General features: G+C 49.4%; 20 protein-coding genes. All 20 read left to right on the top strand.

Annotated elements, in window-relative coordinates; genetic code table 11:
• The first annotated feature begins 48 nt into the window (after positions 1-48).
• The gene (locus BT127_RS10935) at positions 49-1,596 is read left to right on the top strand and encodes a peptidylprolyl isomerase (protein WP_075425037.1); all 1,548 of its coding nucleotides are present in this window, start codon (positions 49-51) and stop codon (positions 1,594-1,596) included.
• 94 nt (positions 1,597-1,690) lie between these two features.
• Complete coding sequence (gene murA / locus BT127_RS10930; protein WP_075425036.1) at positions 1,691-3,004, top strand: UDP-N-acetylglucosamine 1-carboxyvinyltransferase; 1,314 nt, start codon at positions 1,691-1,693, stop codon at positions 3,002-3,004.
• 458 nt (positions 3,005-3,462) lie between these two features.
• Positions 3,463-5,139 carry a 2-isopropylmalate synthase gene (locus BT127_RS10925; protein ID WP_075425035.1) on the top strand — a complete coding sequence of 559 codons (1,677 nt, stop codon included), beginning with the start codon at positions 3,463-3,465 and terminating at the stop codon, positions 5,137-5,139.
• A gap of 491 nt (positions 5,140-5,630) precedes the next feature.
• Complete coding sequence (gene ilvB / locus BT127_RS10920) at positions 5,631-7,328, top strand: biosynthetic-type acetolactate synthase large subunit (protein WP_075425101.1); 1,698 nt, start codon at positions 5,631-5,633, stop codon at positions 7,326-7,328.
• Between the two features lie 10 nt (positions 7,329-7,338).
• Entirely contained in the window at positions 7,339-7,842 is a 504-nt protein-coding gene (gene ilvN, locus BT127_RS10915) for an acetolactate synthase small subunit (RefSeq protein WP_075425034.1), read from the top strand.
• 303 nt (positions 7,843-8,145) lie between these two features.
• Entirely contained in the window at positions 8,146-9,180 is a 1,035-nt protein-coding gene (gene ilvC, locus BT127_RS10910; RefSeq protein WP_075425033.1) for a ketol-acid reductoisomerase, read from the top strand.
• A 260-nt stretch (positions 9,181-9,440) separates the two neighbouring features.
• Positions 9,441-9,923, top strand: a complete 483-nt coding sequence (locus BT127_RS10905; RefSeq protein WP_075425032.1) for a hypothetical protein — start codon at positions 9,441-9,443, stop codon at positions 9,921-9,923.
• Positions 9,917-10,600: a hypothetical protein gene (locus tag BT127_RS10900; protein ID WP_075425031.1), complete on the top strand. Its 684-nt coding sequence runs from the start codon at positions 9,917-9,919 to the stop codon at positions 10,598-10,600. The genes BT127_RS10905 and BT127_RS10900 overlap by 7 nt, the downstream gene beginning before the upstream one ends.
• A gap of 110 nt (positions 10,601-10,710) precedes the next feature.
• Positions 10,711-12,372, top strand: a complete 1,662-nt coding sequence (gene ilvD, locus BT127_RS10895; RefSeq protein WP_075425030.1) for a dihydroxy-acid dehydratase — start codon at positions 10,711-10,713, stop codon at positions 12,370-12,372.
• Positions 12,373-12,586: 214 nt separating this feature from the next.
• Positions 12,587-13,855 carry a 3-isopropylmalate dehydratase large subunit gene (gene leuC, locus BT127_RS10890; RefSeq protein ID WP_075425029.1) on the top strand — a complete coding sequence of 423 codons (1,269 nt, stop codon included), beginning with the start codon at positions 12,587-12,589 and terminating at the stop codon, positions 13,853-13,855.
• Positions 13,852-14,334: a 3-isopropylmalate dehydratase small subunit gene (gene leuD / locus BT127_RS10885; protein WP_075425028.1), complete on the top strand. Its 483-nt coding sequence runs from the start codon at positions 13,852-13,854 to the stop codon at positions 14,332-14,334. Before leuC ends, leuD begins: the two co-directional genes overlap by 4 nt.
• 378 nt (positions 14,335-14,712) lie before the next feature.
• A complete protein-coding gene (gene leuB / locus BT127_RS10880; RefSeq protein WP_075425027.1) occupies positions 14,713-15,786 on the top strand; it encodes a 3-isopropylmalate dehydrogenase in 1,074 nt (357 codons plus the stop codon).
• Positions 15,787-16,036: 250 nt separating this feature from the next.
• Positions 16,037-16,414, top strand: a complete 378-nt coding sequence (locus BT127_RS10875; RefSeq protein WP_075425026.1) for a RidA family protein — start codon at positions 16,037-16,039, stop codon at positions 16,412-16,414.
• A 516-nt stretch (positions 16,415-16,930) separates the two neighbouring features.
• Positions 16,931-17,857, top strand: coding sequence for a quinolinate synthase NadA (gene nadA, locus BT127_RS10870; protein ID WP_075425025.1), 927 nt, complete (start codon positions 16,931-16,933; stop codon positions 17,855-17,857).
• A gap of 1 nt (position 17,858) precedes the next feature.
• Complete coding sequence (hydE, locus tag BT127_RS10865) at positions 17,859-18,905, top strand: [FeFe] hydrogenase H-cluster radical SAM maturase HydE (RefSeq protein WP_075425024.1); 1,047 nt, start codon at positions 17,859-17,861, stop codon at positions 18,903-18,905.
• 10 nt (positions 18,906-18,915) lie between these two features.
• A complete protein-coding gene (locus BT127_RS10860) occupies positions 18,916-19,860 on the top strand; it encodes a hypothetical protein (protein ID WP_075425023.1) in 945 nt (314 codons plus the stop codon).
• A gap of 16 nt (positions 19,861-19,876) precedes the next feature.
• On the top strand, positions 19,877-20,815 hold the full coding sequence (locus BT127_RS10855) for a hypothetical protein (RefSeq protein WP_075425022.1): 939 nt from the start codon (positions 19,877-19,879) through the stop codon (positions 20,813-20,815).
• Positions 20,816-20,829: 14 nt separating this feature from the next.
• The gene (locus BT127_RS10850; RefSeq protein ID WP_075425021.1) at positions 20,830-21,783 is read left to right on the top strand and encodes a hypothetical protein; all 954 of its coding nucleotides are present in this window, start codon (positions 20,830-20,832) and stop codon (positions 21,781-21,783) included.
• A 14-nt stretch (positions 21,784-21,797) separates the two neighbouring features.
• A complete protein-coding gene (locus BT127_RS10845; protein ID WP_502687168.1) occupies positions 21,798-22,784 on the top strand; it encodes a hypothetical protein in 987 nt (328 codons plus the stop codon).
• 10 nt (positions 22,785-22,794) lie between these two features.
• Entirely contained in the window at positions 22,795-24,300 is a 1,506-nt protein-coding gene (locus tag BT127_RS10840) for a sialate O-acetylesterase (RefSeq protein WP_075425020.1), read from the top strand.
• Positions 24,301-24,857 lie beyond the last annotated feature (557 nt).

The following is a 24,857-nucleotide window of genomic DNA, read 5'->3' as shown; positions in this document are numbered from 1 at the left end:
TAATACCTACTCCGCGACCATTCGCGTAAAAATGGGGGTAAATAAACTATGTTCAAAAGAATACTTGCTGCACTTCTCTGTGCGACTGCTGCAGCTGCTTCACTTACGTCCTGCGGAAAGGAAATAAGTTACAGCAGCAATTCGGAAACATCCCAGTCCGCAGGTGAAAACGAGACCGCAGAGGTAATGAACTTCACCGCTCCGCAAAAGGGCGATACGATAATTGAAATGAATATCAAGGATTACGGTACAGTCAAGATAAGGCTGTTCCCCGAATACGCCGAAAAGGGCGTTGAGAACTTCGTAGAGCTCGCTAAGAAAGGCTACTACGACGGACTCACATTCCACCGTGTTATCAAGGATTTCATGATACAGGGCGGCGATCCCCTCGGAAACGGTACAGGCGGCGAATCATTCTGGGGCGGTAAATTCGACGGCGGTACAGATCCCCACCTTATACATGCCGCAGGCGCTCTTGCCTACGCAAACAGCGGTTCAACTGCGACCGACGGAAGCCAGTTCTACATTGTAACAGGCTCCGAATGCGATGCAGAGTCTCTTTCAAGCATGGGTATCTCAGGTCCCGCACTGGACGTATACACCAAGACAGGCGGTGCTCCGTGGCTTGACGGAAGCTATACCGTTTTCGGACAGGTATTCGACGGTCTGGACGTTATCTTCAACATACAGCATGTAGCTACAGGCTCAAATGATATGCCCACAACTCCCGTTATCATCGAATCCATAAAGGTAAGCGAATATAACGGTGAGGACCTTAAATGGTATCTCAGTGATTATAACTATCAGCCTCCTACAGAGGCACCTATAGAAAACGTCGACCTCAACAACTTCACAGCTCCCGAGGAAGGCGAAAAGGTAGTAGACATAAAGATAAAGGACCGCGGAGACGTTATGGTCAAGCTTTTCCCCGAATATGCGGAAAAGGGCGTTGACAACTTTCTCCAGCTTGCAGAAAGCGGCTATTACGACGGTCTTACATTCCACCGCGTTATCAAGGATTTCATGATACAGGGCGGTGATCCCAACGGCGACGGTACAGGCGGCGAATCCGTATGGGGCGGAGAGTTCGACGGCGGTACAGATCCGCATCTCTGCCACGCAGCAGGCGCTCTTGCTTACGCAAACAGCGGGGGAACTGCGACCGACGGAAGTCAGTTCTACATCGTAACAGGTGAAAAGTACACTTCCGACGACTTCGAGAAGCTTGCAGCAAACGGATATAAGTTCAGCGAGAACGCTCAGAAGATATACTCGGAAGTCGGAGGAGCTCCATGGCTGGACGGAAGCTATACGCTGTTCGGTCAGGTATTCGACGGACTCGATATCGTTTTTGATGCTCAGAACGTTGATACCGATTCAGCAGACAAGCCCGTTGAGGACCTTATAATCGAATCCGTCAAGGTAGTGGACTATGACGGAAGAGCCCCACGCTGGTATATAAGCGATTACAGCACAGCCGACAGCGAGGCTGAAACAACAGAAAATACAGAAGAAACAGAAGCTGCTGAAAGTGAGGAAACTACAGCTGCGGAGTCTGAAACTCCCGAGGCTGAGACTACAGCAGCTGCGGAATGAACCAAAGCTTGACGCAGGCGGAGGGATTTCCGCTTGTAGACAACAGAATAGCGGGAAAAAATAGAAATCCCGTGAAATAAGGAGAGAATTCATTTTGGATAAGTTCATAATCAGAGGCGGAAGAAGGCTTCATGGTGAAGTTACCATCAGCGGTGCAAAAAATGCCGCTGTAGCCATACTCCCTGCTGTTATACTGTCGGACGAGCCTTGTATTGTTGAGAACGTTCCGACTATCAGCGATGTTACCATAAGCCTGAGGATACTCGAGGAAATGGGCGCAAAAGTCGAGAATATCGGCAAGGATGCCTACAGAATAGATCCTACATCCATAAATAACACATGCGTTCCCTACGAGACCGCAAGGAAAATGAGAGCTTCCTATTATTTCCTGGGAGCGCTCCTTGGCAAGTTCAATAAGGCAAGAGTTTCGATGCCCGGCGGATGTCCTCTCGGAGACCGTCCTATAGACCAGCACCTTAAGGCATTTTCTGCCCTCGGTGCTAACTACTCCCTCAGCCAGGGAATGATCGACCTCACTGCTGATAAGCTCACAGGAAGTCAGATCTTCTTCGATGTTGTAACAGTCGGCGCTACTATGAACGCTATGCTCGCTGCTGTCAAGGCAGATGGACTTACAGTCATCGAAAACGCAGCTAAGGAACCCCACATCGTCGACCTGGCAAACTTCCTCAACTCTATGGGAGCTAACATCATGGGTGCAGGTACAGACGTTATCAAGATACGCGGCGTCGAGCATCTCCACGGTACCACCTATGCAGTTATCCCCGACCAGATCGAGGCAGGTACATTCATGGTAGCTGTTGCCGCTACAAAGGGCGATGTTCTCATCAAGAACGTTATCCCGAAGCATCTCGAGTCCATAACAAAGAAGCTCGAAAAGATCGGCGTAAAGATAGAGCAGTTTGATGACAGCATCAGAGTATGGGTAGACGGTCCGCTGGTAAAGACCAATGTAAAGACCGCTCCGCACCCGGGATTCCCCACTGATATGCAGTCGCAGATAGCAACTCTCCTGTGTCTTGCAGAGGGTACAAGCATCATAACCGAGAATATCTGGGAGCAGCGTTTCCGCTATGTGGACGAGCTCAGACGCATGGGCGCTGATATCACAGTTAACGGTAAGATAGCACTTATCGAGGGTACAGGCAAGCTCATGGGCGCACCCGTAAAGGCTTGTGACCTTAGAGCTGGTGCAGCACTTATCATTGCAGGACTTGCAGCAAGCGGCATCACCGAGATAGAGGATATCTTCCATATCGAGCGCGGCTATGACTGCATGGAAGGCAAGCTCAGGGCACTCGGCGCAGATATCGAGAAGGTAAGCGTTCCCGACAAGCCCGAGGATAAGGACAATAAAGAAAGCAAGGACAGCAAACAGGCTGTCTGAAAAGTAAAGATCAGGCCGTAAAGCACAAGCTTTGCGGCTTTTTTGTATGCAAGCCGAACTCAGTCACAAAAAATTTTTTCAGAAAGCCCTTGACAAAATCAAAAAAGCGGTTTATAATAACAATTACAAACTACCAAATGCGATGAAGGGAAATAAAGCTTGTAAAACGTTTCCACAGAGAGCTGCCGTGCGGTGAAAGGCAGTAAACCATTACAGGTCATAGCTCCTCCCCGAGCAGTCGGCTGAAAGTCTGCGGATGATTAGGCTTGAACGGGTTCTCCCGTTACAGAGATATGCGTTGATCCGACGCAGACGAGTGGGCGTATCATCATACGTCAAGAAGAGTGGTACCACGGAGTATTATAAGAACAGCTTCGTCTCTTCCATGCCTTGCATGGGAGGGACTTTTTTATTACCCTCCTGCACTGGTAAAAACGGATCGGAATGGAGGAAAATTTATGAAAAACACAGAAAAGTACACAAGACAATTTTTTGAAGCTCCGAAAACAGAAATGAAATGGACAAAGAAGTCCTACGTGGATAAGGCGCCCCAGTGGTGCAGCGTTGATCTGCGTGACGGCAATCAGGCGCTCATAGTACCCATGAGCCTTGATGAGAAGCTCGAATTCTTCAAAAAGCTGGTGGATATCGGCTTCAAGGAGATAGAGATAGGCTTCCCTGCCGCTTCCGAGACCGAGTACGATTTCTGCCGTGCTCTTATCGAACAGGACCTCATCCCCGATGATGTGGCGATACAGGTTCTCACGCAGTCAAGAGAGCATATCATCGAAAAGACCTTCGAGGCGCTGAAAGGCTGTAAGAACGCCATAGTCCACCTCTACAACTCCACATCCCTTGCACAGCGTGAACAGGTTTTCCGCAAGAACAAGGAGGAAATAAAGGAGATCGCAGTTTCGGGAGCAAAGCTCTGCAAGGAGTACCGTGAGAAGTACGAGGGCAATTTCCGCTTCGAGTATTCCCCCGAGAGCTTTACGGGTACCGAGCCCGAATACGCATTGGAGGTCTGCAATGCGGTGCTGGACGTCTGGAAGCCTACCCCTGATGATAAGGTCATAATCAACCTGCCTGTAACGGTGCAGCTCTCAATGCCCCACGTATACGCAAACCAGATAGAGTATATGTGCGATAACCTGAAATACCGCGAGAACGTCATCGTATCGCTCCACCCGCACAACGACCGCGGATGTGCTGTTGCAGATACCGAAATGGGACTCCTTGCAGGTGCGGACCGTGTTGAGGGTACTCTCTTCGGAAACGGCGAGAGAACAGGCAACGTTGATATCATAGTTCTTGCAATGAACATGTACTCTCAGGGCGTTGATCCCAAGCTGGACTTCTCGGACATCCCCGACATTGCGGAAATGTACTCCCGTGTAACAAGAATGAACATATACGAGCGTCAGCCATATTCGGGACAGCTTGTATTCGCCGCATTCAGCGGTTCACATCAGGACGCTATCGCAAAGGGCATGAAATGGCGTCAGGAAAAGAATTCTCCCATCTGGAACGTACCTTATCTCCCCATCGATCCTGCGGACATCGGAAGGGAATACTCAGCGGACGTTATCCGCATCAACAGTCAGTCGGGCAAGGGCGGCATCGGTTATATACTGGAAACACGCTTCGGCTACAATCTGCCTAAGAAGATGCGCGAAAAGGTCGGCTACATGGTCAAGAGCGTTTCGGACCACGCCCACAAGGAGCTTCTTCCCGACGAGGTCTACACCGTATTCAAGCAGTATTTCGTGGACATAACTACTCCTATACAGCTTCAGGAGACTCACTTCGTTCAGCGCAACGGCATCGAAGCTTCGGTAGTATTCGATTATGACGGCAGAAGAGTTACCGCATCTGATACAGGTAACGGACGTCTCGACGCCGTAAGCAATGCGATAAGATCCTATACAGGTTCGGATTTCAACATCAGCACCTATACCGAGCATGCTCTTGAAGTAGGTTCTGCATCAAAGGCTGTCTCCTACGTTGAGATAGTTGACGGAAGCGGAAACAGCTTCTGGGGAACAGGTATAGACAACGATATCATCACATCTTCAGTAAAGGCTTTGATAAGTGCGGTTAACAACATGCTGAAGGAAAAGGTTCAAAACAAATAAATCCTTTATCACTACGACGTAATGAAGTGTATAATATTGACAAAATATAAGCCGATCCGTTTTTCCTTATTGATTTTAACTTTCCAACGTGCTACAATGATGTTAAAGATCTCAGTAAGGAGTGAAAATGATGAGAACAGTTATCACTTACAACGGTATCGTCATTAACGTCGGCGCGGTCATTAACGTCTCTGGCTGCAGCTGTTTTTCATTCTGCCCTCACGGCGCTGAGTCTCATGCTTTTTGATATATACCGATGTATATGTGCAAGCAATGAAGCTACAAGCCTCCGGCGGAATGTCGGAGGCTTTTTGTTATGCTCCGACAGTCAGGGACGTAAAAACTGTTTCAAATGCTCTCCTGCGGAATGTCCATGACTTTACATCTGCACGGAGTGAAAGACGGCGTAACCCGCAGTCATGGGCGGACGACTGAAAAGCGGAGCTCAGCCTCCGCCGCCGTACCAAAAAATAATAAAGGACTTTGATACTATGAAAATATCAGGCGCAAAGATAGTAGCAGAGACTCTCATCGAACAGGGCTGCGACACTATTTTCGGCTATCCGGGAGGACAGGTAATAGACCTTTTCGACGAGCTTTATCTCTGCCAGGACAGAATACGCAACATACTCACCGCACATGAACAGGGTGCAGCTCATGCAGCCGACGGCTACGCAAGAGCTACGGGAAAGGTAGGCGTTGTAATAGCTACCTCAGGTCCCGGAGCTACCAATCTCGTTACGGGAATAGCTACAGCATTCCTCGACTCGGTCCCAATGGTAGCCATAACGGGAAACGTCCCCACAAGCCTCATCGGACGTGACAGCTTCCAGGAGGTGGACATAGTCGGTGTGACAATGCCCGTTACCAAGCACAACTTCATCGTAAAGGACATACGTGAGCTTGCGGATACCCTCCGCACAGCCTTCAAGATAGCCAAATCAGGACGTCCGGGACCTGTCCTCGTGGACATCCCAAAGGATGTACAGACTGCAACATGGGACTTTGAACCCAAACCCGATCCTGTACGTCCCTACCCTGTAAGCTTCGCATCAGAGGGCAAGCTGAAAAAGGCTTCGGACCTTATAGCACATGCAGAGCGTCCGTATATCTACTTCGGCGGAGGCATCATCTCGGGCAAGGCTTCGGAGGAAGTAAGAAAGCTTGCAGAGAAAATAGACGCTCCAATGGGCTGCTCTCTTATGGGACTCTCGGCAGTACCTTCGGACGATCCACGCTTCCTCGGTATGCAGGGTATGCACGGCCACTACGCTTCATCGGTCGCAGAGGACGAAGCGGACCTCGTTATCGCTCTCGGAGCAAGATTCTCGGACAGAGCTACGGGAAACAAGTCACGCTATGCACAGAATTTCAAGATAATCCACATAGATATAGACAGTGCGGAGCTAAGCAAGAACATCTCCGCAGACCTGCCGATACAAGGCGATATAAAGGACGCTGTATTCCGCCTTACCGCAATGGTGCAGAAGAAGGAGCATCCCGAGTGGAGCGCACGTATCGCAGAGCTTCGTCAGGAAGAGAAGAAACGTCTTGCAAGTGCCCTTGCGCTTGCCGATAAGAAGCTCTCAGCAGACAGGCTCACCCCCTATGACATTGTGGATGCAATAAGCGCACACTCAGAGCCAGAGGATATCGTAGTTACCGACGTAGGACAGCACCAGATGTGGGTAGCTCAGCGCTATCCCTTCATGAAGCCGAGAACCCTCCTTACAAGCGGCGGACTCGGTACAATGGGATACGGTCTCGGTGCCGCCATAGGAGCTTCAACGGCATCAGGCGGAAGAACGATACTCTTTACAGGTGACGGAAGCTTCGGCATGAACCTCAACGAGCTTGCAACAGCGGTTTCCCAGAATTCACCAATAGTAATAGTCATCATGAATAACGGAGTTCTCGGAATGGTACGCCAGTGGCAGACTTTGTTCTTCGACAAGCACTATTCCAATACAACACTTGAACGAAAGACCGATTTCGTAAAGCTTGCGGAAGCATTCGGTGCAAAGGGCGCAAGAGCCGTTAACAAGGACGAGCTGAAAAAGGCTGCGGCAGAGGCTTTCGCATACAACGGACCATTCGTGATAGACTGCGCTGTAAACAGCGATGAATTCGTACTTCCGATGCTGCCTCCGGGCGGTTCGATAGACGACATAATCACAGAGATAAAGTGAGGTGAGCAGAATGACAAGTAATAAGTACGTTATAGGCGTTATAGTATCAAACGTTTCGGGAGTCCTCTCGAGAGTATCGGGAATGTTCACGAGACGAGGCTTCAATATCGACTGCCTCACAGTGGGAGAAACTGAGTCCAGCGGCTATTCAAGAATAACGGTATCCTTCAGGGGCGACGAGGACATAAAGCTCAGGATACTGCGCCAGCTTGAAAAGCTCCACGATGTAAAGGAAGTGGAAGTACTCGATCCCAACGAAACAGTTATCCGTGAGCTTCTGCTCATCAAGGTAAAGAACACGCCCTCTACACGACAGGACATAATGACTGCGGTAGAGATATTCCGCACAAAGATAGTTGACTATTCAACAACTGCGCTTATCTGCGAGCTTACAGGAGAGACATCGAAGATAGATGCCTTCATCGAGCTTATGAAGCCATACGGCATAATGGAGATGTGCCGCACGGGTATCGTGGCTATCGAGCGCGGCGAGAACTGTCTCAAGACCAAGTAAACAACAGTATCGAAAGCATCTGACAAAGCTTTAAGGTAAGCTGATATCATCACCAATTCGGGATTCTAAAGGGGTTACACCCATTTAGCAGAGTCCAGAGACAGCGTCTCTGGTGGGGTTGGAGGGGCAACGCCCCTCACTACATAAAGCGCTCAGCAAAGGGTGAATTTCAAAACAGTCCGGTGGACTGTCTGCGGAGAGGGAAAGCCCTGCAAGAGAGGGCTTTCCCTGAAAACGGTTTTATTGCGAAGACTTGTCGGTTACATAAGATAACTGTAATAATAATAAAAGGAGTAATTAACAATGGAAAATACTGCAAAGGTATTCTACGAAAAGGACTGCGATCTTTCACTTCTCTACGGCAAGACCATCGCTGTTATCGGTTACGGAAGTCAGGGACACGCTCACGCTCTGAATGCCAAGGAGTCACTCGGTGACAAGGGAAGAGTTATCATCGGACTGTACGAAGGCTCAAAGTCATGGCAGAAGGCTGTAGACCAGGGATTTGAAGTATTCACAGCGGCAGAGGCTGCAAAGCAGGCTGACATCATCATGATACTCATAAACGACGAAAAGCAGGCTCAGCTCTACAAGAACGACATCGAGCCGAACCTCGAAGCAGGAAACATGCTCATGTTCGCACACGGCTTCAATATCCACTACGGCTGCATAACTCCGCCTGCTGACGTTGACGTTACAATGATCGCACCAAAAGGTCCCGGACACACAGTAAGAAGCGAATATCAGGCAGGCAAGGGCGTACCTTGTCTCGTTGCAGTACATCAGGACGCTACAGGCAAGGCTAAGGAATCAGCACTTGCATACGGTCTTGCAATAGGCGGTGCCCGTGCAGGCATACTCGAGACCACATTCAGAACAGAGACCGAGACAGACCTCTTCGGTGAACAGGCTGTACTCTGCGGCGGTGTTTGCGCACTTATGCAGGCAGGCTTCGAGACACTCGTTGAGGCAGGCTACGATCCGAGAAACGCTTACTTCGAGTGCATCCACGAGATGAAGCTCATAGTTGACCTTATCTACCAGAGCGGCTTCAAGGGCATGAGATACTCAGTATCAAACACAGCTGAATATGGCGACTATGTAACAGGTCCGAAGATAATCACAGAGGACACAAAGAAGGCTATGAAGCAGGTACTCAGAAACATACAGGACGGCTCATTCGCAAAGGAATTCCTGCTTGACATGTCACCCGCAGGCGGTCAGGTACACTTCAACGCAATGAGAAAGCTTGCAGCAGAGCATCCTGCCGAAAAGATAGGCGAGGAGATAAGAAAGCTCTACAGCTGGAGCGACGAGGACAAGCTCATCAATAACTGACAGTAATTATTCACGGGAGTTGTCCCCTGAGTCAAGGGAGAAAGTATACATGAAGTAGAAATCCGGACGATTATTAATTTTCTGTTCATATTTTCTTCACATAATCATCATATTTTCACAAACTTATCACAATAATTTGTTAATATTCTGTTAACAGAATGGTCCCTGCGCTTTATATTTTTCAAGACCTGCCGCAGGGACCTTTCAGAATATCATGCTCCCCTGTCAAAAAGGTCGGAGCAGCAAAGGGGAAATGGTTTATGAAAAAGGATGATACTTACAGATTCAGATTCTCATTCATGCAGCTTTCGGGCATAATCCTCATCATACTCGGCATAGCGCTTATGACTTCCTCCGCAATACGGGGCAAAGCCATAAAAAAAGCGGTCATAAAAGAGTACGAAGAGCTGTGCGTGGAAGAGGACATGGACACCGATATGCTCCGAATAGAGGCTGAAAGACAGAGCCGTATAAAAGCGGCGGACGAAGTTCACAAGACAATTATCGGCGGACTTATAGTGATACTGGGCGCACCCTTGTTCTATTCGCCCTTTGCCGACTGGGAAAGGAGCTTCCGCAGAAGCAGAAAGTCCGATGCGGAACGCAGAAAGAAAGAAAAGGACAGCGAGTTCGACTATCCCGACGACGAGTTTGATTTTGTGCTTGATAAGGAAGTAAGGGAACAACTCATCCGTGAGCGTGATGAAAACATCCGAAAGAAAAAGGAAAAAAACAAATGGTAAACAACAGACAATTCAGCATCGATATAAAGACCATAGCAGGTGCAATACTCGCTGTTATCGGCATAGTTGTACTGGTAATAACAGGTATACCCTCAATACGTTCGCTGAACGTAAACAGTGCGGACGAGATAACCTCTCCGAAAAAGGGACAGTATGTTATAGTATCCCTTGAAAACATGGTCTGTACCGTGCCTGACGGAGCCGAACAGGACAGACCGCTGTGTTCCTACACAGCTTCAAGCGACAGCGATCCCCTTCTGACGAAAAGCGGATTCGTGGTAAATATATGCGGTCAGTACCGTCAGCTGATATTCGACGGTGCAATAGATCCCGAAGTATACAGTTCGCTCGATCAGCTCAGTACGTCCGAGGTCAAGCCATATAACAGATATGCGGCAGTTTTCACGGACGAGGATAATGAACACTTTGCCGAGCTGCTTGACCGTGTGAAGTCGTCTAACGACAAGTATTACCTCAAAGGCGAGGAAATAACCGACATCAGGGATGCAGACGCACATGCTGTCGGACTTAAGCTGGTAAAGCTTGACAAGGTAAGGAACAGACCGCTTATCAGTCTGCCTTTCATAATAATCGGACTGATACTGATTATCTTCGGCAAATCGTCATCTATCGACAAAGCAGAGAAAAGAACTCAGAACTCAGAAATCAGAAAGTAGAAAGTAGAAATCCGTAGGGGCGCACATGTGCGACCATCGGTACACGGACAATTCCCCGTTACCATATCACTGCTTTCTGAGCTCTGAAAACTTAAACGAGGTGAAATAAAATGAGCGGAAATTATTTCTGCGAAGGCGTTGACAAGGCGGCACAGCGTTCGCTTTTCAATGCGCTGGGACATACTAAAGAGGAGATGCACCGTCCGCTGGTTGGCATAGTCTCATCGTACAACGAGATAGTTCCGGGACACATGAACATAGACAAGATAGTTGAAGCTGTCAAGCTTGGCGTAGCTATGGCAGGCGGTACTCCTGCGGTATTCCCTGCTATCGCCGTATGCGACGGTATCGCTATGGGACATAAGGGCATGAAGTATTCCCTTGTTACCCGTGACCTTATTGCGGATTCTACCGAGTGTATGGCTCTTGCACACCACTTCGATGCCCTCGTTATGGTGCCGAACTGCGACAAGAACGTTCCCGGACTTCTCATGGCTGCGGCACGTATAAACATACCGACTATATTCGTCAGCGGAGGTCCTATGCTTGCGGGACACGTCAAGGGCAGAAAGACTTCCCTCTCATCGATGTTCGAGGCTGTAGGCGCATATACAGCAGGCAGGATGACTGCCGGGGACGTTACCGAGTTTGAGGAACATGCCTGCCCTACCTGCGGTTCATGTTCGGGAATGTATACGGCTAATTCAATGAACTGCCTTACAGAGGTACTCGGAATGGGACTCCGCGGAAACGGCACTATCCCTGCGGTATATTCGGACCGCATACGCCTTGCAAAAGAGGCAGGTATGCAGGTAATGGAGCTTTACAGGCAGAACATCCGTCCCCGTGACATAATGACGGAAAAGGCTTTCCATAACGCACTTACTGCGGATATGGCTCTCGGATGCTCCACGAACAGTATGCTTCATCTTCCTGCAATCGCAAACGAATGCGGCATCAGGATAGACCTTGACATGGCTAACGAGATAAGTGCAAAGACTCCGAACCTCTGTCATCTTGCTCCCGCAGGTCACACCTATATGGAGGACCTAAACGAGGCAGGAGGAGTCTACGCAGTTCTTAACGAGCTGAGCAAAAAGGACCTCATATATACCGACTGCATTACAGTTACAGGAAAGACAGTGGGCGAGAACATAAAGGGATGCGTGAACCGTGATACCGATACTATCCGTCCCATAGACGAGCCATACAGTGAAACAGGCGGAATAGCCGTACTTAAGGGCAATCTTGCACCTGACAGATGTGTGGTGAAGAGAAGCGCAGTGGCTCCCGAGATGCTTGTACACAGGGGACCTGCAAGGGTTTTCGACAGTGAAGAGGAAGCTATAAAGGTCATTTACGAAGGCGGCATAAAGGCAGGCGACGTTGTGGTAATACGCTATGAGGGACCTGCAGGCGGTCCGGGAATGAGGGAGATGCTCTCGCCGACATCGGCTATACAGGGTGCAGGACTCGGCTCAACAGTTGCACTTATCACGGACGGACGTTTCTCGGGTGCTACCAGAGGAGCGGCAATAGGTCACGTTTCTCCCGAGGCTGTGAACGGCGGTACTATCGCTTACGTAAAGGACGGCGACATGATATCCATAGACATCCCTAATTATTCCATAACCCTTGAAGTTTCCGACGAGGAGCTTCAGGAGCGCAGACGTACAATGCCGATAAAGCGGAAAGAGAACATAACAGGCTACCTTAAGCGCTATGCTGCAATGGTATCATCTGCGGACAAAGGCGCTATCCTTAATAAATGAGCAGTAATCAGAAAGCAGTGTAGGGGCGCATTCCGTGCGCCCATGATGAACCGATTGTAGGGACGGCCATTGGCCGTCCGCACAGTAATCAGAGATCAGAAAGCAGAAAGCGCCCCTACAAATCATTATAAATACATCCCCGTAAGGCGATACCACAAGCTAACGGCTAAGGGCTGATTAAAGGCTAAAAAACAAAAAGAAAGAAGTGTGTAAAATGGGTATGACAATGACGCAGAAGATCCTTGCGGCTCATTCGGGACAATGTCAGGTCAAGGCGGGACAGCTCATCCTCGCAGACCTCGACCTCGTTCTCGGAAATGATATAACCTCTCCCGTGGCTATCAAGGAGTTCGCAAAGCTCGGCAAAGACAGCGTGTTCGACAAAGACAAGGTCACAATGATAATGGATCACTTCGCTCCCAATAAGGACATAAAGGCAGCACAGCAGTGTAAGATGTGCCGTGATTTCTGCGAAGATATGGACATAACCCACTTTTACGATGTAGGCGAAATGGGCATAGAACACGCCCTCATCCCCGAAAAGGGACTCGTTACAGCAGGCAATGCCGTTATAGGTGCCGATTCACATACCTGTACCTACGGCGCTCTCGGTGCATTCTCAACGGGTGTAGGCTCGACGGATATGGCTTGTGGAATGGCTACAGGCAAGGCGTGGTTCAAGGTGCCCTCGGCTATAAAGGTGAACCTCACGGGAAAGCTCCGCAGGTTCGTATCGGGCAAGGATGTTATACTCCACCTTATCGGCAGGATAGGCGTGGACGGCGCACTCTACCGCTCGCTTGAATTCACAGGCGAGGGACTTTCTTCCCTTACTATGGCGGACAGGCTGTGCATCGCAAATATGGCTATAGAGGCAGGCGCAAAGAACGGCATCTTCGCTGTGGACGATATCACCCTTGATTACATCCGTGCACACGGCGGCGCTGAACCTGTAGTGTACGCTCCCGATGATGATGCGGTATACGACGAGGTAATCGATATAGACCTTTCGGCAATAGAGCCTACAGTGGCATTCCCTCACCTTCCCGAAAACGCACGTACCTTCGGTGAGATAGGCGATATCCCCATAAACCAGGTAGTTATCGGTTCATGTACCAACGGCAGACTGGAGGACCTTCAGACAGCTGCCGAAATAATGAAGGGACACAGATGTGCAAAGAACGTCCGTGTTATAATCATTCCTGCAACACAGCAGATATACCTTGACGCTATGGAACAGGGACTTCTTAAGATATTCATTGAGAGCGGCGCTGTAGTTTCAACGCCTACATGCGGTCCCTGTCTCGGAGGACACATGGGCATACTCGCAGAGGGCGAACGTGCAGTAACTACCACAAACCGCAATTTCGTGGGACGTATGGGACACGTAAAATCGGAGGTCTACCTTGCAAGTCCTGCAACAGCCGCAGCAAGCGCACTTACAGGAAAGATAACAAGTCCGTGGGAGGTAATGAGCATATGATATACAAGGGAAGCGTTATAAAGTATGGGGACAACGTTGATACGGACGTTATAATCCCTGCAAGATACCTTAATACAAGCGACCACGCCGAACTCGCATCTCACTGCATGGAGGACATAGATACGACCTTTGTAAGCCGTGTAAAGCAGGGTGATATAATGGTAGCAGGTCAGAACTTCGGATGCGGTTCATCCCGTGAACACGCTCCCATAGCCATAAAGGCAAGCGGCATATCGCTGGTCATAGCAAAGAGCTTTGCAAGGATATTCTACCGCAACTCGATAAATATAGGTCTTGCGATAGTTGAATGTCCCGAAGCCGCCGAGGCTATAGCAGAGGGCAATACCGTTGAAGCCGACCTTGATAACGGCATCATCCGTGACCTTACAACGGGCAGGGAGTACACTACGGAGCCCTTTCCCGAATTCATACAGAAGATAATCGAAAACGGCGGACTTATGGCGTCTATAGCCAAGTAAACAGAAATCAGTAATCAGTGAGCAGAAATCAGAAAGCAGTGTAGGGGCACACGTACAATCGTCCACAACCCTGATACCCTGTAGGGGGCGACTCCTAACCGTCGCCCGTCCCCTCTGTCAGCTTCGCTGACATCTCCCCACACTGTGGGGAGTCACCCACATCGCCCCTTTAGTTTTCAGATATCAGAAAGCAGAAAGCATTGTAGGGACGGCCATTGGCCGTCCGCATGGTCAAATACAAATACGGATGAAAACGGACGGCGAATCGCCGTCCCTACACGATATCAGGGTTACGCATAATTGTACGAATACCCATATTCAGATTCATCGCCGTAAGGCAATACCCCGATTCCGAATTAAAAGAGAAAGGTGAGATAAATGGAATACAATATCGCTTTACTTAAAGGCGACGGCATAGGTCCCGAGATAGTGGACAGCGCTGTTGCAGTACTTGAAAAAGTGGCAGATAAGTTCGGACATAAATTCAATTTCACCCCATACCTCATAGGCGGATGCGCTATAGATGCCGCAGGTATGCCCCTTCCGCAGGAAACTATAGACGGTTGTCTCGCTTCCGACAGTGTACTCCTCGGAGCTGTTGGCGGTCCGCAGTGGGATGACCAGCCCGGAGAAAGACGTCCCGAAAAGGCTCTGCTGGGAATACGCTCGGCACTGGGACTATATACCAATCTACGGCCTGCAAGGCTCTATCCTGCCCTGAGAAGTGCTTCTCCGCTGAAGGACGAGATAGTTGGAAAAGGCTTCGACCTCATGATAGTTCGTGAGCTTACAGGGGGCATCTACTTCGGCGACAGAGGCTACCGTGACGGTAAATACGGACGAGAGGCTTTCGATACCGAGGCTTACAGCGTTACCGAGATAGAACGTATAGGCAGAGTTGCTTTCGATTCGGCAATGAAGCGCAGTAAACGTCTTTGCAGTATAGACAAGGCGAATGTCCTTGAATCCTCACGGCTCTGGAGAAAGGTAATGCACGAGCTTTCCGTGGAGTACCCCGAGGTGGCATATACAGACATGTTCGTGGATAACGCCGCAATGCAGCTTGTAAGGGACCCTTCACAGTTCGATGTTATAGTTACCTCAAATATGTTCGGAGACATACTCTCGGACGAGGCTTCACAGATAACGGGTTCGATAGGTATGCTTGCATCCGCATCTCTGGGAGCTTCAACAAGGGGAATGTACGAACCCATACACGGAAGCGCTCCCGACATAGCAGGTCAGAACAAGGCAAATCCACTGGCGACTATCCTTTCGGGAGCCATGATGCTCCGCTATTCATTCGGTCTTTCTGCCGAGGCGGACTGCATTGAGGATGCTGTCAACAGCGTACTGGACAAGGGATACCGCACAGCCGATATCATAGGCGATTCCACGGCTTCTCCCCTTTCATGCACCGAAATGACCGACAAGGTGTTATCAGAGTTGTAAGTGAGCAGAAAGCAGTGTAGGGGCGCATTCCGTGCGCCCGTGATGACCCCGATAAATATGAATAGAACATTGTAGGGGCTGATGCCCACATCAGCCCTGCCTGACAATATGTAAATTATTGGGGCGATGTAGGCATCGCCCCCTACACGGTATCAGGGTTACATGTTATTGTTCTGGTACCAACGGGCGCACGGAATGCGCCCCTACACTTAGCTCTCAATTACGAATTAAAAAAACGGAGGTATTAACAATGATAAAAATACATACAGAAAAAGCACCTGCGGCAGTAGGTCCCTATTCACAGGCAATAGTCTCTAACGGCATGGTGTACACGAGCGGTCAGATAGCTATAAACCCTGTCACCAACGCAGTCGATTCTGACACCATAGAGGAACAGACAGAGCAGATAATGCAGAACCTTAAGGCAGTCCTCGAGACCGCAGGTTCTTCCTTCGACAAGGCTGTAAAGACTACATGTTTCCTTGCGGATATGAACGACTTCGCCGCTTTTAACGAGATCTACGGACGCTATTTCACAGGGCTTCCTGCAAGAAGCTGTGTTGCCGTCAAGACACTTCCGAAGGGTGTTCTTGCCGAGGTCGAGGTCATTGCTGAGAGCGTTCTCTGAATCCATAAAATATTGTAGGGGCGCATTCCGTGCGCTCGTGTTATCACCGATAAATATGAATAGAACATTGTAGGGACGGCGATTCGCCGTCCCATTGGCACACGTACAATAGTCCACAACTCTGAAACCATGTAGGGGCCGCCTTCGGCGGTCCGTTTTATTTTACCGTATGTATTGGATCATGCGGGCTGCCAAAGGCAGCCCCTACAATTGATTCATCATAATTTGGTTATCACGGGCGCACGGAATGCGCCCCCTACACTGCTTTCTACTTTCTGATTTCTGAAAACTAAAGGGGCGATGTAGGCATCGCCCCCTACATGGTATCAAGGTTGCATGTGGATGTACGTGTAATGACGGGCGCACGGAATGCGCCCCTACACTGCTTTCTGCGCTCTGATTTCTGATAACTGCTTTCTGATAACTGAAAGACTTGAATTATCGGCAGGGATGTGGTATAATCAATATAATAGGCAGACTATATTCTGCCGTCTATAAATGAAAGGAAGATGCCGCATGACTGTTCGTGAATTACAGGATAAGATCATAAAGCTCAAAAAAGAGACAAATACCGCTATACTCGCTCACAGCTACCAGGCGAGAGAGATAGTTGAAATAGCAGATTTCACCGGTGACAGCTATAAATTAAGCGTGGACGCTACCAAGACAGACGCAGATAACATACTCTTCTGCGGAGTTCACTTCATGGCAGAGACAGCAAAGATGCTCTCGCCCGAAAAGAGAGTCTTCCTCGCAAACAAGGATGCAGGATGTCCGATGGCTGAACAGATGGACAAGGCTCTCATCTCTCAGCTGAAAGCTCAGGAACCCGACCGCACTGTTGTGGCTTATATCAATACAACTGCCGCTCTTAAGACCGTCTGTGATGTATGCGTAACATCTTCAAGCGCACTGAGGATAGTACAGGCGCTGGATAACGAAAAGCTCCTGTTTATACCGGACTGCAATCTCGGCGACTGGGTAAAGCAGCAGTGTCCCGAAAAGGACATAAAGCTCCTTCACGGCGGATGTCCCACACATGCGGCAATAACTCCTGCCGAGGTAAAGAAGGCTAAGGCAGAACACCCCGATGCGCTGTTTCTCGTACACCCTGAATGTGTACCCTCTGTTGTGGCTCTTGCTGACTATGTCGGCTCTACATCGGGCATTATGAACTACGCAAAGGAATCCGACCACAAGGAATTCATCATCGGTACAGAAACATCTATCTCGGAGCATTTACAGTATGACTGTCCCGACAAGAAATTCTATCCCGTTACAAAGAACATCGTCTGCCGCAACATGAAGCTCACAACTCTCCCCGACGTTTATAACTCGCTTATGGGTATGGACAACGGCGAGGCATTCGAGATACTTATGGATGCAGAACTTATTGCAGATGCAAGAAAGTGCATAGACGAGATGATAAGGCTCGGCGGCTGATATGAAGGAACTCGTTGAAAAGCTATACTCCGGACAGGACCTCTCCGACAGCGAACTTGCAGAGCTGATAAACGACCGTGATGATGAAACTGCGGAGCTTCTCCGTATCCGTGCGGACGAGGTAAGACAGCGCTATTATGGGAAAAAAGTATTCCTCCGCGGACTTATCGAGGTATCTTCGCACTGTAAGAACGACTGCCTTTACTGCGGTATACGCCGAAGCAACAGGGATGCCGACCGCTATCGCCTTGACAGGGAAATGATACTCTCATGCTGTGAAAACGGCTATTCCCTCGGCTTCCGCACATTCGTGATGCAGGGCGGCGAGGACTCGTTCTTTACGGACGAGCTTATGTGCAGTATCATATCAGAGATACGTGAAAAATACCCCGACTGCGCTATAACCCTTTCACTGGGAGAACGTTCCCGTGAGAGCTACAGGCTAATGAAAGAGGCAGGTGCGGACAGATATCTGCTACGCCACGAGACCGCCTCTCCCGAATTGTACCGCAGGCTCCACCCCGCCGAAATGAGCCTTGATAACCGCATACGCTGTCTTTTCGACCTTAAAGAGCTCGGCTATCAGGTAGGCTCGGGATTCATGGTCGGCGCTCCATTTCAGACTACTGAGGACTTGGTCACGGACCTGCGTTTCCTGCAAAAGCTGCAGCCCCAGATGATAGGCATAGGTCCCTTCGTACCCCACCACAGCACTCCCTTCGCAGAGGAAAAGGGCGGAACCCTTGAACTGACTCTCAGGCTTCTCGGTATACTCCGTCTGATGTTCCCGAAGGTGCTTCTCCCTGCAACTACCGCACTTGGCACCATTCACCCTATGGGACGCGAAATGGGACTTAAAACAGGCTGTAACGTGGTCATGCCGAACCTCTCACCTGTGGACGTGAGAAAGAAATACGACTTATACGACAACAAGATATGTACAGGCGAAGAAGCGGCAGAGTGCAGACATTGTCTCGACCGCAGGATAGTCTCCGCAGGCTATGAGGTAGCCTCTGAACGCGGTGACTGCGCCGACTTTACAATATGAGGTAACAACTATGAAAGCAAGGTTCCATCTGCCAGATTTCTGGGGACACTACGGCGTTAACGTTGTCTTTATGACAATGCTTGAAAACTGTCCCGAATACTTCCGCGAAGGCGTAGAGATAGCCTCTGTATACGGTTCTTTCCCCCAGGCTGTCTGGAACGGAGGAAGAAACCTCCGCGGTGTATATGACGATAAGCAGGCTCAGAAGGTCATGCATCTCTTCAACGAACACGGCATCCCTCTGCGCTTTACATTCACCAATCCCGTACTGAAAGAAGAACACCTCTATGATCCTATCTGCAACAGGATAATGAAAATGGCGGATAACGGTCTCAACGAGGTAATAGTCAATTCTCCCCTGCTGGAGGAGTATATCCGCAGGGAATACCCCAACTACAAGATAACCAGCTCTACCTGCCGTATGATAACCGATATCGAAAAGGTAAGGGAGGAAATGGAGAAGGATTACCACATACTTGTGCTGGATTACAACCTTAACAACAAGTTCGACCTGCTGGAAACTATCCCCCATAAAGAGCGTGTAGAGGTGCTTGTAAATTCCTGCTGCGATCCGGGATGTCCCAACAGAGGAAACCACTACCGCCTTATCGGTCAGGACATGATATACTACACCGACCACATGAGCATCATGCCCGACAGACCTTTCAATATATACAACTATTCCGCCGAGAACGAGGATAACAATATAAAGTGCCATGCCCGTGAACGCTTTGTCTTTGATATATTCAAGCTCAGCACATGTGTAACTCCCGATGCTATATGGGATAAATACATCCCTATGGGCTTCGAGCAGTTCAAGCTCGAGGGCAGAACTTCTTCAAAGATATACATCATCGAGACCTATATGCAGTACATGATGAAGCCCGATATGCGCGACCGTGCAAGAGTTTTATTCATGCAGAACCTCGAACGCAACGGCGTTATCAGACTTTGATACAAGGAGAACTATAATGAGAGTAAGATTTCATCTGCCCGATTTTTCAGGCAATTTCAAGCTGAATCTTATGTTTGCCGAGATGCTTAAGAACCGTCCCGAATTCTTCCGTGAAGGAGTTGAGATAGCTTCATTCTACGGTGTGTTTCCTCCTTCCATATGGAACGGCGGAAGAACTCAGGGCGGAGTCTGTGACAAGAACTTCGTAAGAAGCGTCATAAAGGCTTTCAATGACAGAGGCATCCCCCTGAGATTCACTTTCACCAACCCCGCACTGGAGAAGAAACACCTCAGCGACGATTTCTGCAACATGGTAATGAACCTTGCGAACAACGGTCTCAACGAGGCGATAGTAATGTCTCCCCTGCTGGAGGAATACATAAGAAGAACATACCCAAAGTATAAGCTCACAAGCTCCACCTGCAAGCGTATCACCGATCCCGAGGCTCTGAAGCAGGAGCTTGAAAAGGATTACAGCATCGTGGTCGTGGACTATGATTTCAACAATAACTTCGAGGTGCTTGAAAAGCTCCCCAGGAAAGAGGACTGCGAGCTTCTTGTAAATGCCTGCTGCGAACCCGGATGTCCGAGAAGGTCGGCGCATTACCACTCTATAGGCGTACAGCAGATAGCCTATAACGCTCATATCAAGAAGTACCCGAACCTTCCCTTCGATGCATCAAAGTATGATCCCGACCACTTCCGTGACTGTCCCTATTCACAGAGGGGCATCTTCGAGATAAGAGACCTGAGAACCCATATCTCCCCCGAGGCTATATGGGAGAAATACGTGCCGATGGGATTCGAGCAGTTCAAGATAGAGGGACGTACAGCAAGTCCGCTCAATGTGCTTGAGACCTATATGTACTATATGGCAAAGCCCGAACGCCGCGACGAAGCAAGGTTCACCCTGCTGAAAAGTCTCGAGAATACAGGCTCACTGCTGTTCCGATAAAGGAGGATGAAAACATGAGAGTAAGATTCCATCTGCCTGATTTTGCAGGCTTTGATAAGTTCAATATGGTATTCGTTGCAATGCTTGAAAGCCGTCCCGAATTCTTCCGCGAGGGAGTTGAGATAGCTTCATTCTACGGTGTGTTCCCTCCTTCCATATGGAACGGCGGACGCTTCCAGGGCGGCACCTGCACCAAGGAATTCGTAAAGGGCGTTACAAAGTATTTCAACAGCAAGGGCATCCCCCTCCGCTTCACTTTCACTAACCCCAAGCTCGAAAAGAAACACCTCAGCGACGAGTTCTGCAATTTCGTGATGCACGTTGCGGATAACGGTCTTAACGAATGTATCGTCAATTCTCCCCTGCTGGAGGACTACATCCGCAAGAACTACCCCAATTTCAAGCTTACAAGCTCTACCTGCAAGCGTATCACCGATCCCGATAAGGTGTATGAGGAAGTGGAAAAGGATTACCACATAGTCGTTCTCGATTACGACCTTAACAACAAGTTCGATATCCTCGAAAAGATACCCAACAAGGAAAAGTGCGAGATACTGGTAAACGCCTGCTGCAACCCCGGATGTGCCCACCGCAGCCACCACTACGATACCATAGGTCTTGAACAGATAGCCTATGCAAACCATGTAAGGAAATACCCCAACGCTCCCTTTGATTCGGCTAAGTTCGAGGCAGAACACCCCGAGAGCCGCTTCGAGTTCGACTGCCAGTGCGTTAACCGTTCACTTTACGAGGTACAGCAGCTGAGCTGTCATATCTCCCCCGATGATATCTGGAACAAGTACGTTCCCATGGGATTCAGCCAGTTCAAGATAGAGGGACGCACATTTGATATGTTCAACCTCATCGAGCATTATCTCTACTACATGGTAAAGCCCGAATGTATCGGCGAGGCAAGACTTTCCTTCTACAGAAACCTCAACAAAAACAACGTTATCACTATTAACTGACAGGAGGTATTATTATGGATGATATAAAAGTTAGATTTCACCTGCCCGACTTCGCTGCTCACTACAGACTGAACCTCGTTTTCGCAAACATGGTGAAGTACGCTCCCGAATACTTCCGCGAGGGAGTTGAGATAGCTTCATTCTACGGAGTGTTCCCCCCTTCCATATGGAACGGCGGAAGAACTGTCGGCGGAACCTGCGATGAGAGCTTCATCAAAATGGTCATCAAGGCATTCAATTCCCTCGGCATACCGCTGAGATTTACCTTCACAAACCCCGTGCTGAAAGAGGAGCATCTCTACGATCCCTTCTGCAACAAGGTGATGAAGCTTGCGGATAATGGTCTTAACGAATGTATCGTTAATTCTCCACTGCTGGAGCAGTATATCAGAAGCGAATACCCCAACTACAAGCTCACAAGCTCTACCTGCAAGCGTATCACCGATCCGGGAGTTCTCGAAGCAGAGCTTGCAAAGGATTACAGCATCGTAGTCCTCGACTATGACCTTAACAACAAGTTCGATATCCTCGAAAAGCTTCCCCACAAGGACAAGATAGAGATACTTGCCAACGCCTGCTGCACACCTAACTGTCAGAAGCGTCTTGACCACTACAGACTCATCGGCGAACAGATGATAATCTACAACGAGCACCTTAAAAACCACCCCGGCGAGCCCTTCAACATCAACGACTACGCTACAGAAACAGTTACCACAGCTATAAACTGCCACTGTACTTCAAGAAGCATATTCGACGTTATAAAGCTCAATCTCCCCACATTCATAACTCCCGAAGCTATCTGGGAGAAGTATGTCCCCATGGGATTCAGACAGTTCAAGATAGAGGGACGTACAGCCAGCAACCTCAACGTTATAGAGAACTATATGTACTACATGATAAAACCCGAATGTCGTGACGAGGCACGTTTCATGTTCCTGCACAACCTTGAAAGAAACGGCGCTGTAGTTATCGACGGCGAAAAGAGCAAGATAAACGGATAAGGAGCAGACTATGAAAGCAGCAGCAGTATTCAGCGATAATATGGTCCTTCAGCGAGGTGTCCCCGTAAGGGTATTCGGCACCTGTGAGGACGTTTGCGGCGATATATACGTATCGGTTCCCGAAATGGGGATAAGTGCAAAGGCTTCCGTGAATAACGGCAGATGGTCCGCATTGCTGCCTGCTGCTTCCGCATGCAGGAGCTGCACCCTTGAAATAACCTCGGATATACGCAGGATAGTGTTCAGGAACGTGGCTTACGGCGAGGTATGGCTTGCAGGGGGACAGTCCAACATGCAGTTTGAACTCAGGAACGATAAGGACGGCATCTCAGCACTGAAAAACTGCCATAAGGAGAACGTAAGATACTATAACACTCCCAAATGCTCATATTCCGGCGAGGATATGAAACGTGCGGAAAGCAAGAGCTGCTGGACTCTCCCCTCTGAGGAAGGTTCGGGAGAATGGTCCGCAGCAGGATACTATTTCGCTGCCGAACTCAGCAGAAGGCTCGGTGTTACCGTTGGCGTGATAGGCTGCAACTGGGGCGGAACTTCCGCTTCCGCATGGGTATCCGAAGATGTTCTCAGCCATGACAGCCGCCTTGCTGTCTACCTTGATGACTATGATAAAGCCGTTGAAGGTAAGTCCGAAGAGCAGATGACTGCGGAGTATCTTGAATATACCGCAACACGCAATAAATGGATAGAAAAGGTAGTTGCCTGCATGAACGAAAAGGGACTGCGCTGGGGCGAAGCTTCTGCCCTCTGCGGCGAGGATCCCTACCCCGGACCTATGGGACATCTCCACCCTGAGCGTCCCTGCGGTCTTTACAGCACAATGCTGTGCAGGATAGCACCATATACCGTAAGGGGAGTTCTCTGGTATCAGGGCGAATCCGATGACCGTCACCCCGAGGTCTACTATCCCCTGCTTACTTCACTTATCGGCCTGTGGCGTACCATGTGGCACAACGACAGCCTGCCCTTTATCATCGCGCAGCTCCCTGTATACGGCGAGGAAGGTCACGAAACCGATACAAGCTGGAGCCTTATTCGTGAGGCTCAGATGAAGGCTTATGAAACAGTACGCAATACGGGACTTGCAGTTCTTCTGGACTGCGGAGAATTCGGCAACATCCACCCCATAGACAAGGCACCTGTGGGACATCGTATGTACCTTCAGGCGCTCAGCGAGGTCTACAGTCTTGCGGACAGGAAGGACACTCTCCCCCCTGTTTACAGCCATGTGGAGTGCGGTGAGGACGAGCTGAGGGTATACTTTGACAATATGTACGGCGTAAGGACAGAAACAGGCTGGGCTTCAGGATTCGCAATAGCCGATGCAGAGGGAGAGTTCTTCCCTGCTGACGAAGCGGAGTTCGACGGATGCGGAGTTCTCCACCTTAAAAGCCGCTTTGTGGAATACCCTGTGCGTGTAAGGTACCTGTGGAACAATTACGCCGAGGTAAAGCTTTTCAGTGTGAACGGACTTCCGATACCGCCATTTCGTTCATGAAGCAGTTAATAGTTTTCAGAAAGCAGTGTAGGGACAACCATTGGCCGTCCGCATGGTCAAAAATAAATACGGATGAAAACGGACGGCGATTCGCCGTCCCATTGGCACACGTACAATAGTCCACAACCCTGATACCATGTAGGGGCCGCCTTCGGCGGTCCGTTGTATTTGACCGTATGTATTGGATCATGCGGGCTGCCAAAGGCAGCCCCTACAATTGATTCATCATAATTTGGATATCACGGGCGCACGGAATGCGCCCCTACTGCTTTCTACTTTCTGATTTCTGAGCTCTTAGTTCTGAGTTCTGCTTTCTGACAACTGAAACGCTTGACAAACCACGCATTGATGGTATATAATATATAGGTAATATCTATAAAGGCTCAGCAGGAAGAGTAGCGTATATCAGTTTCTTTCAGAGAGCGTCGGGACGGTGAAACGGCGCAGAACGATAACGTGAAGTGCGTCTGTCAGCCCTGACGGGGAAGCGGCTTGTCCGTGCGTATCCGTCGGCGTCCCCCTCGTTACGGGAAAGAGTTATAAATCGGAGTGGAACC

It is taken from the genome of Ruminococcus sp. XPD3002, assembly GCA_900119535.1.
Taxonomy (GTDB): Bacteria; Bacillota; Clostridia; order Oscillospirales; family Ruminococcaceae; genus Ruminococcus; species Ruminococcus flavefaciens_H.
The sequence above is the reverse complement of the archived record's forward strand: the minus strand, read 5'-3'. Positions and strand labels throughout refer to the sequence as shown.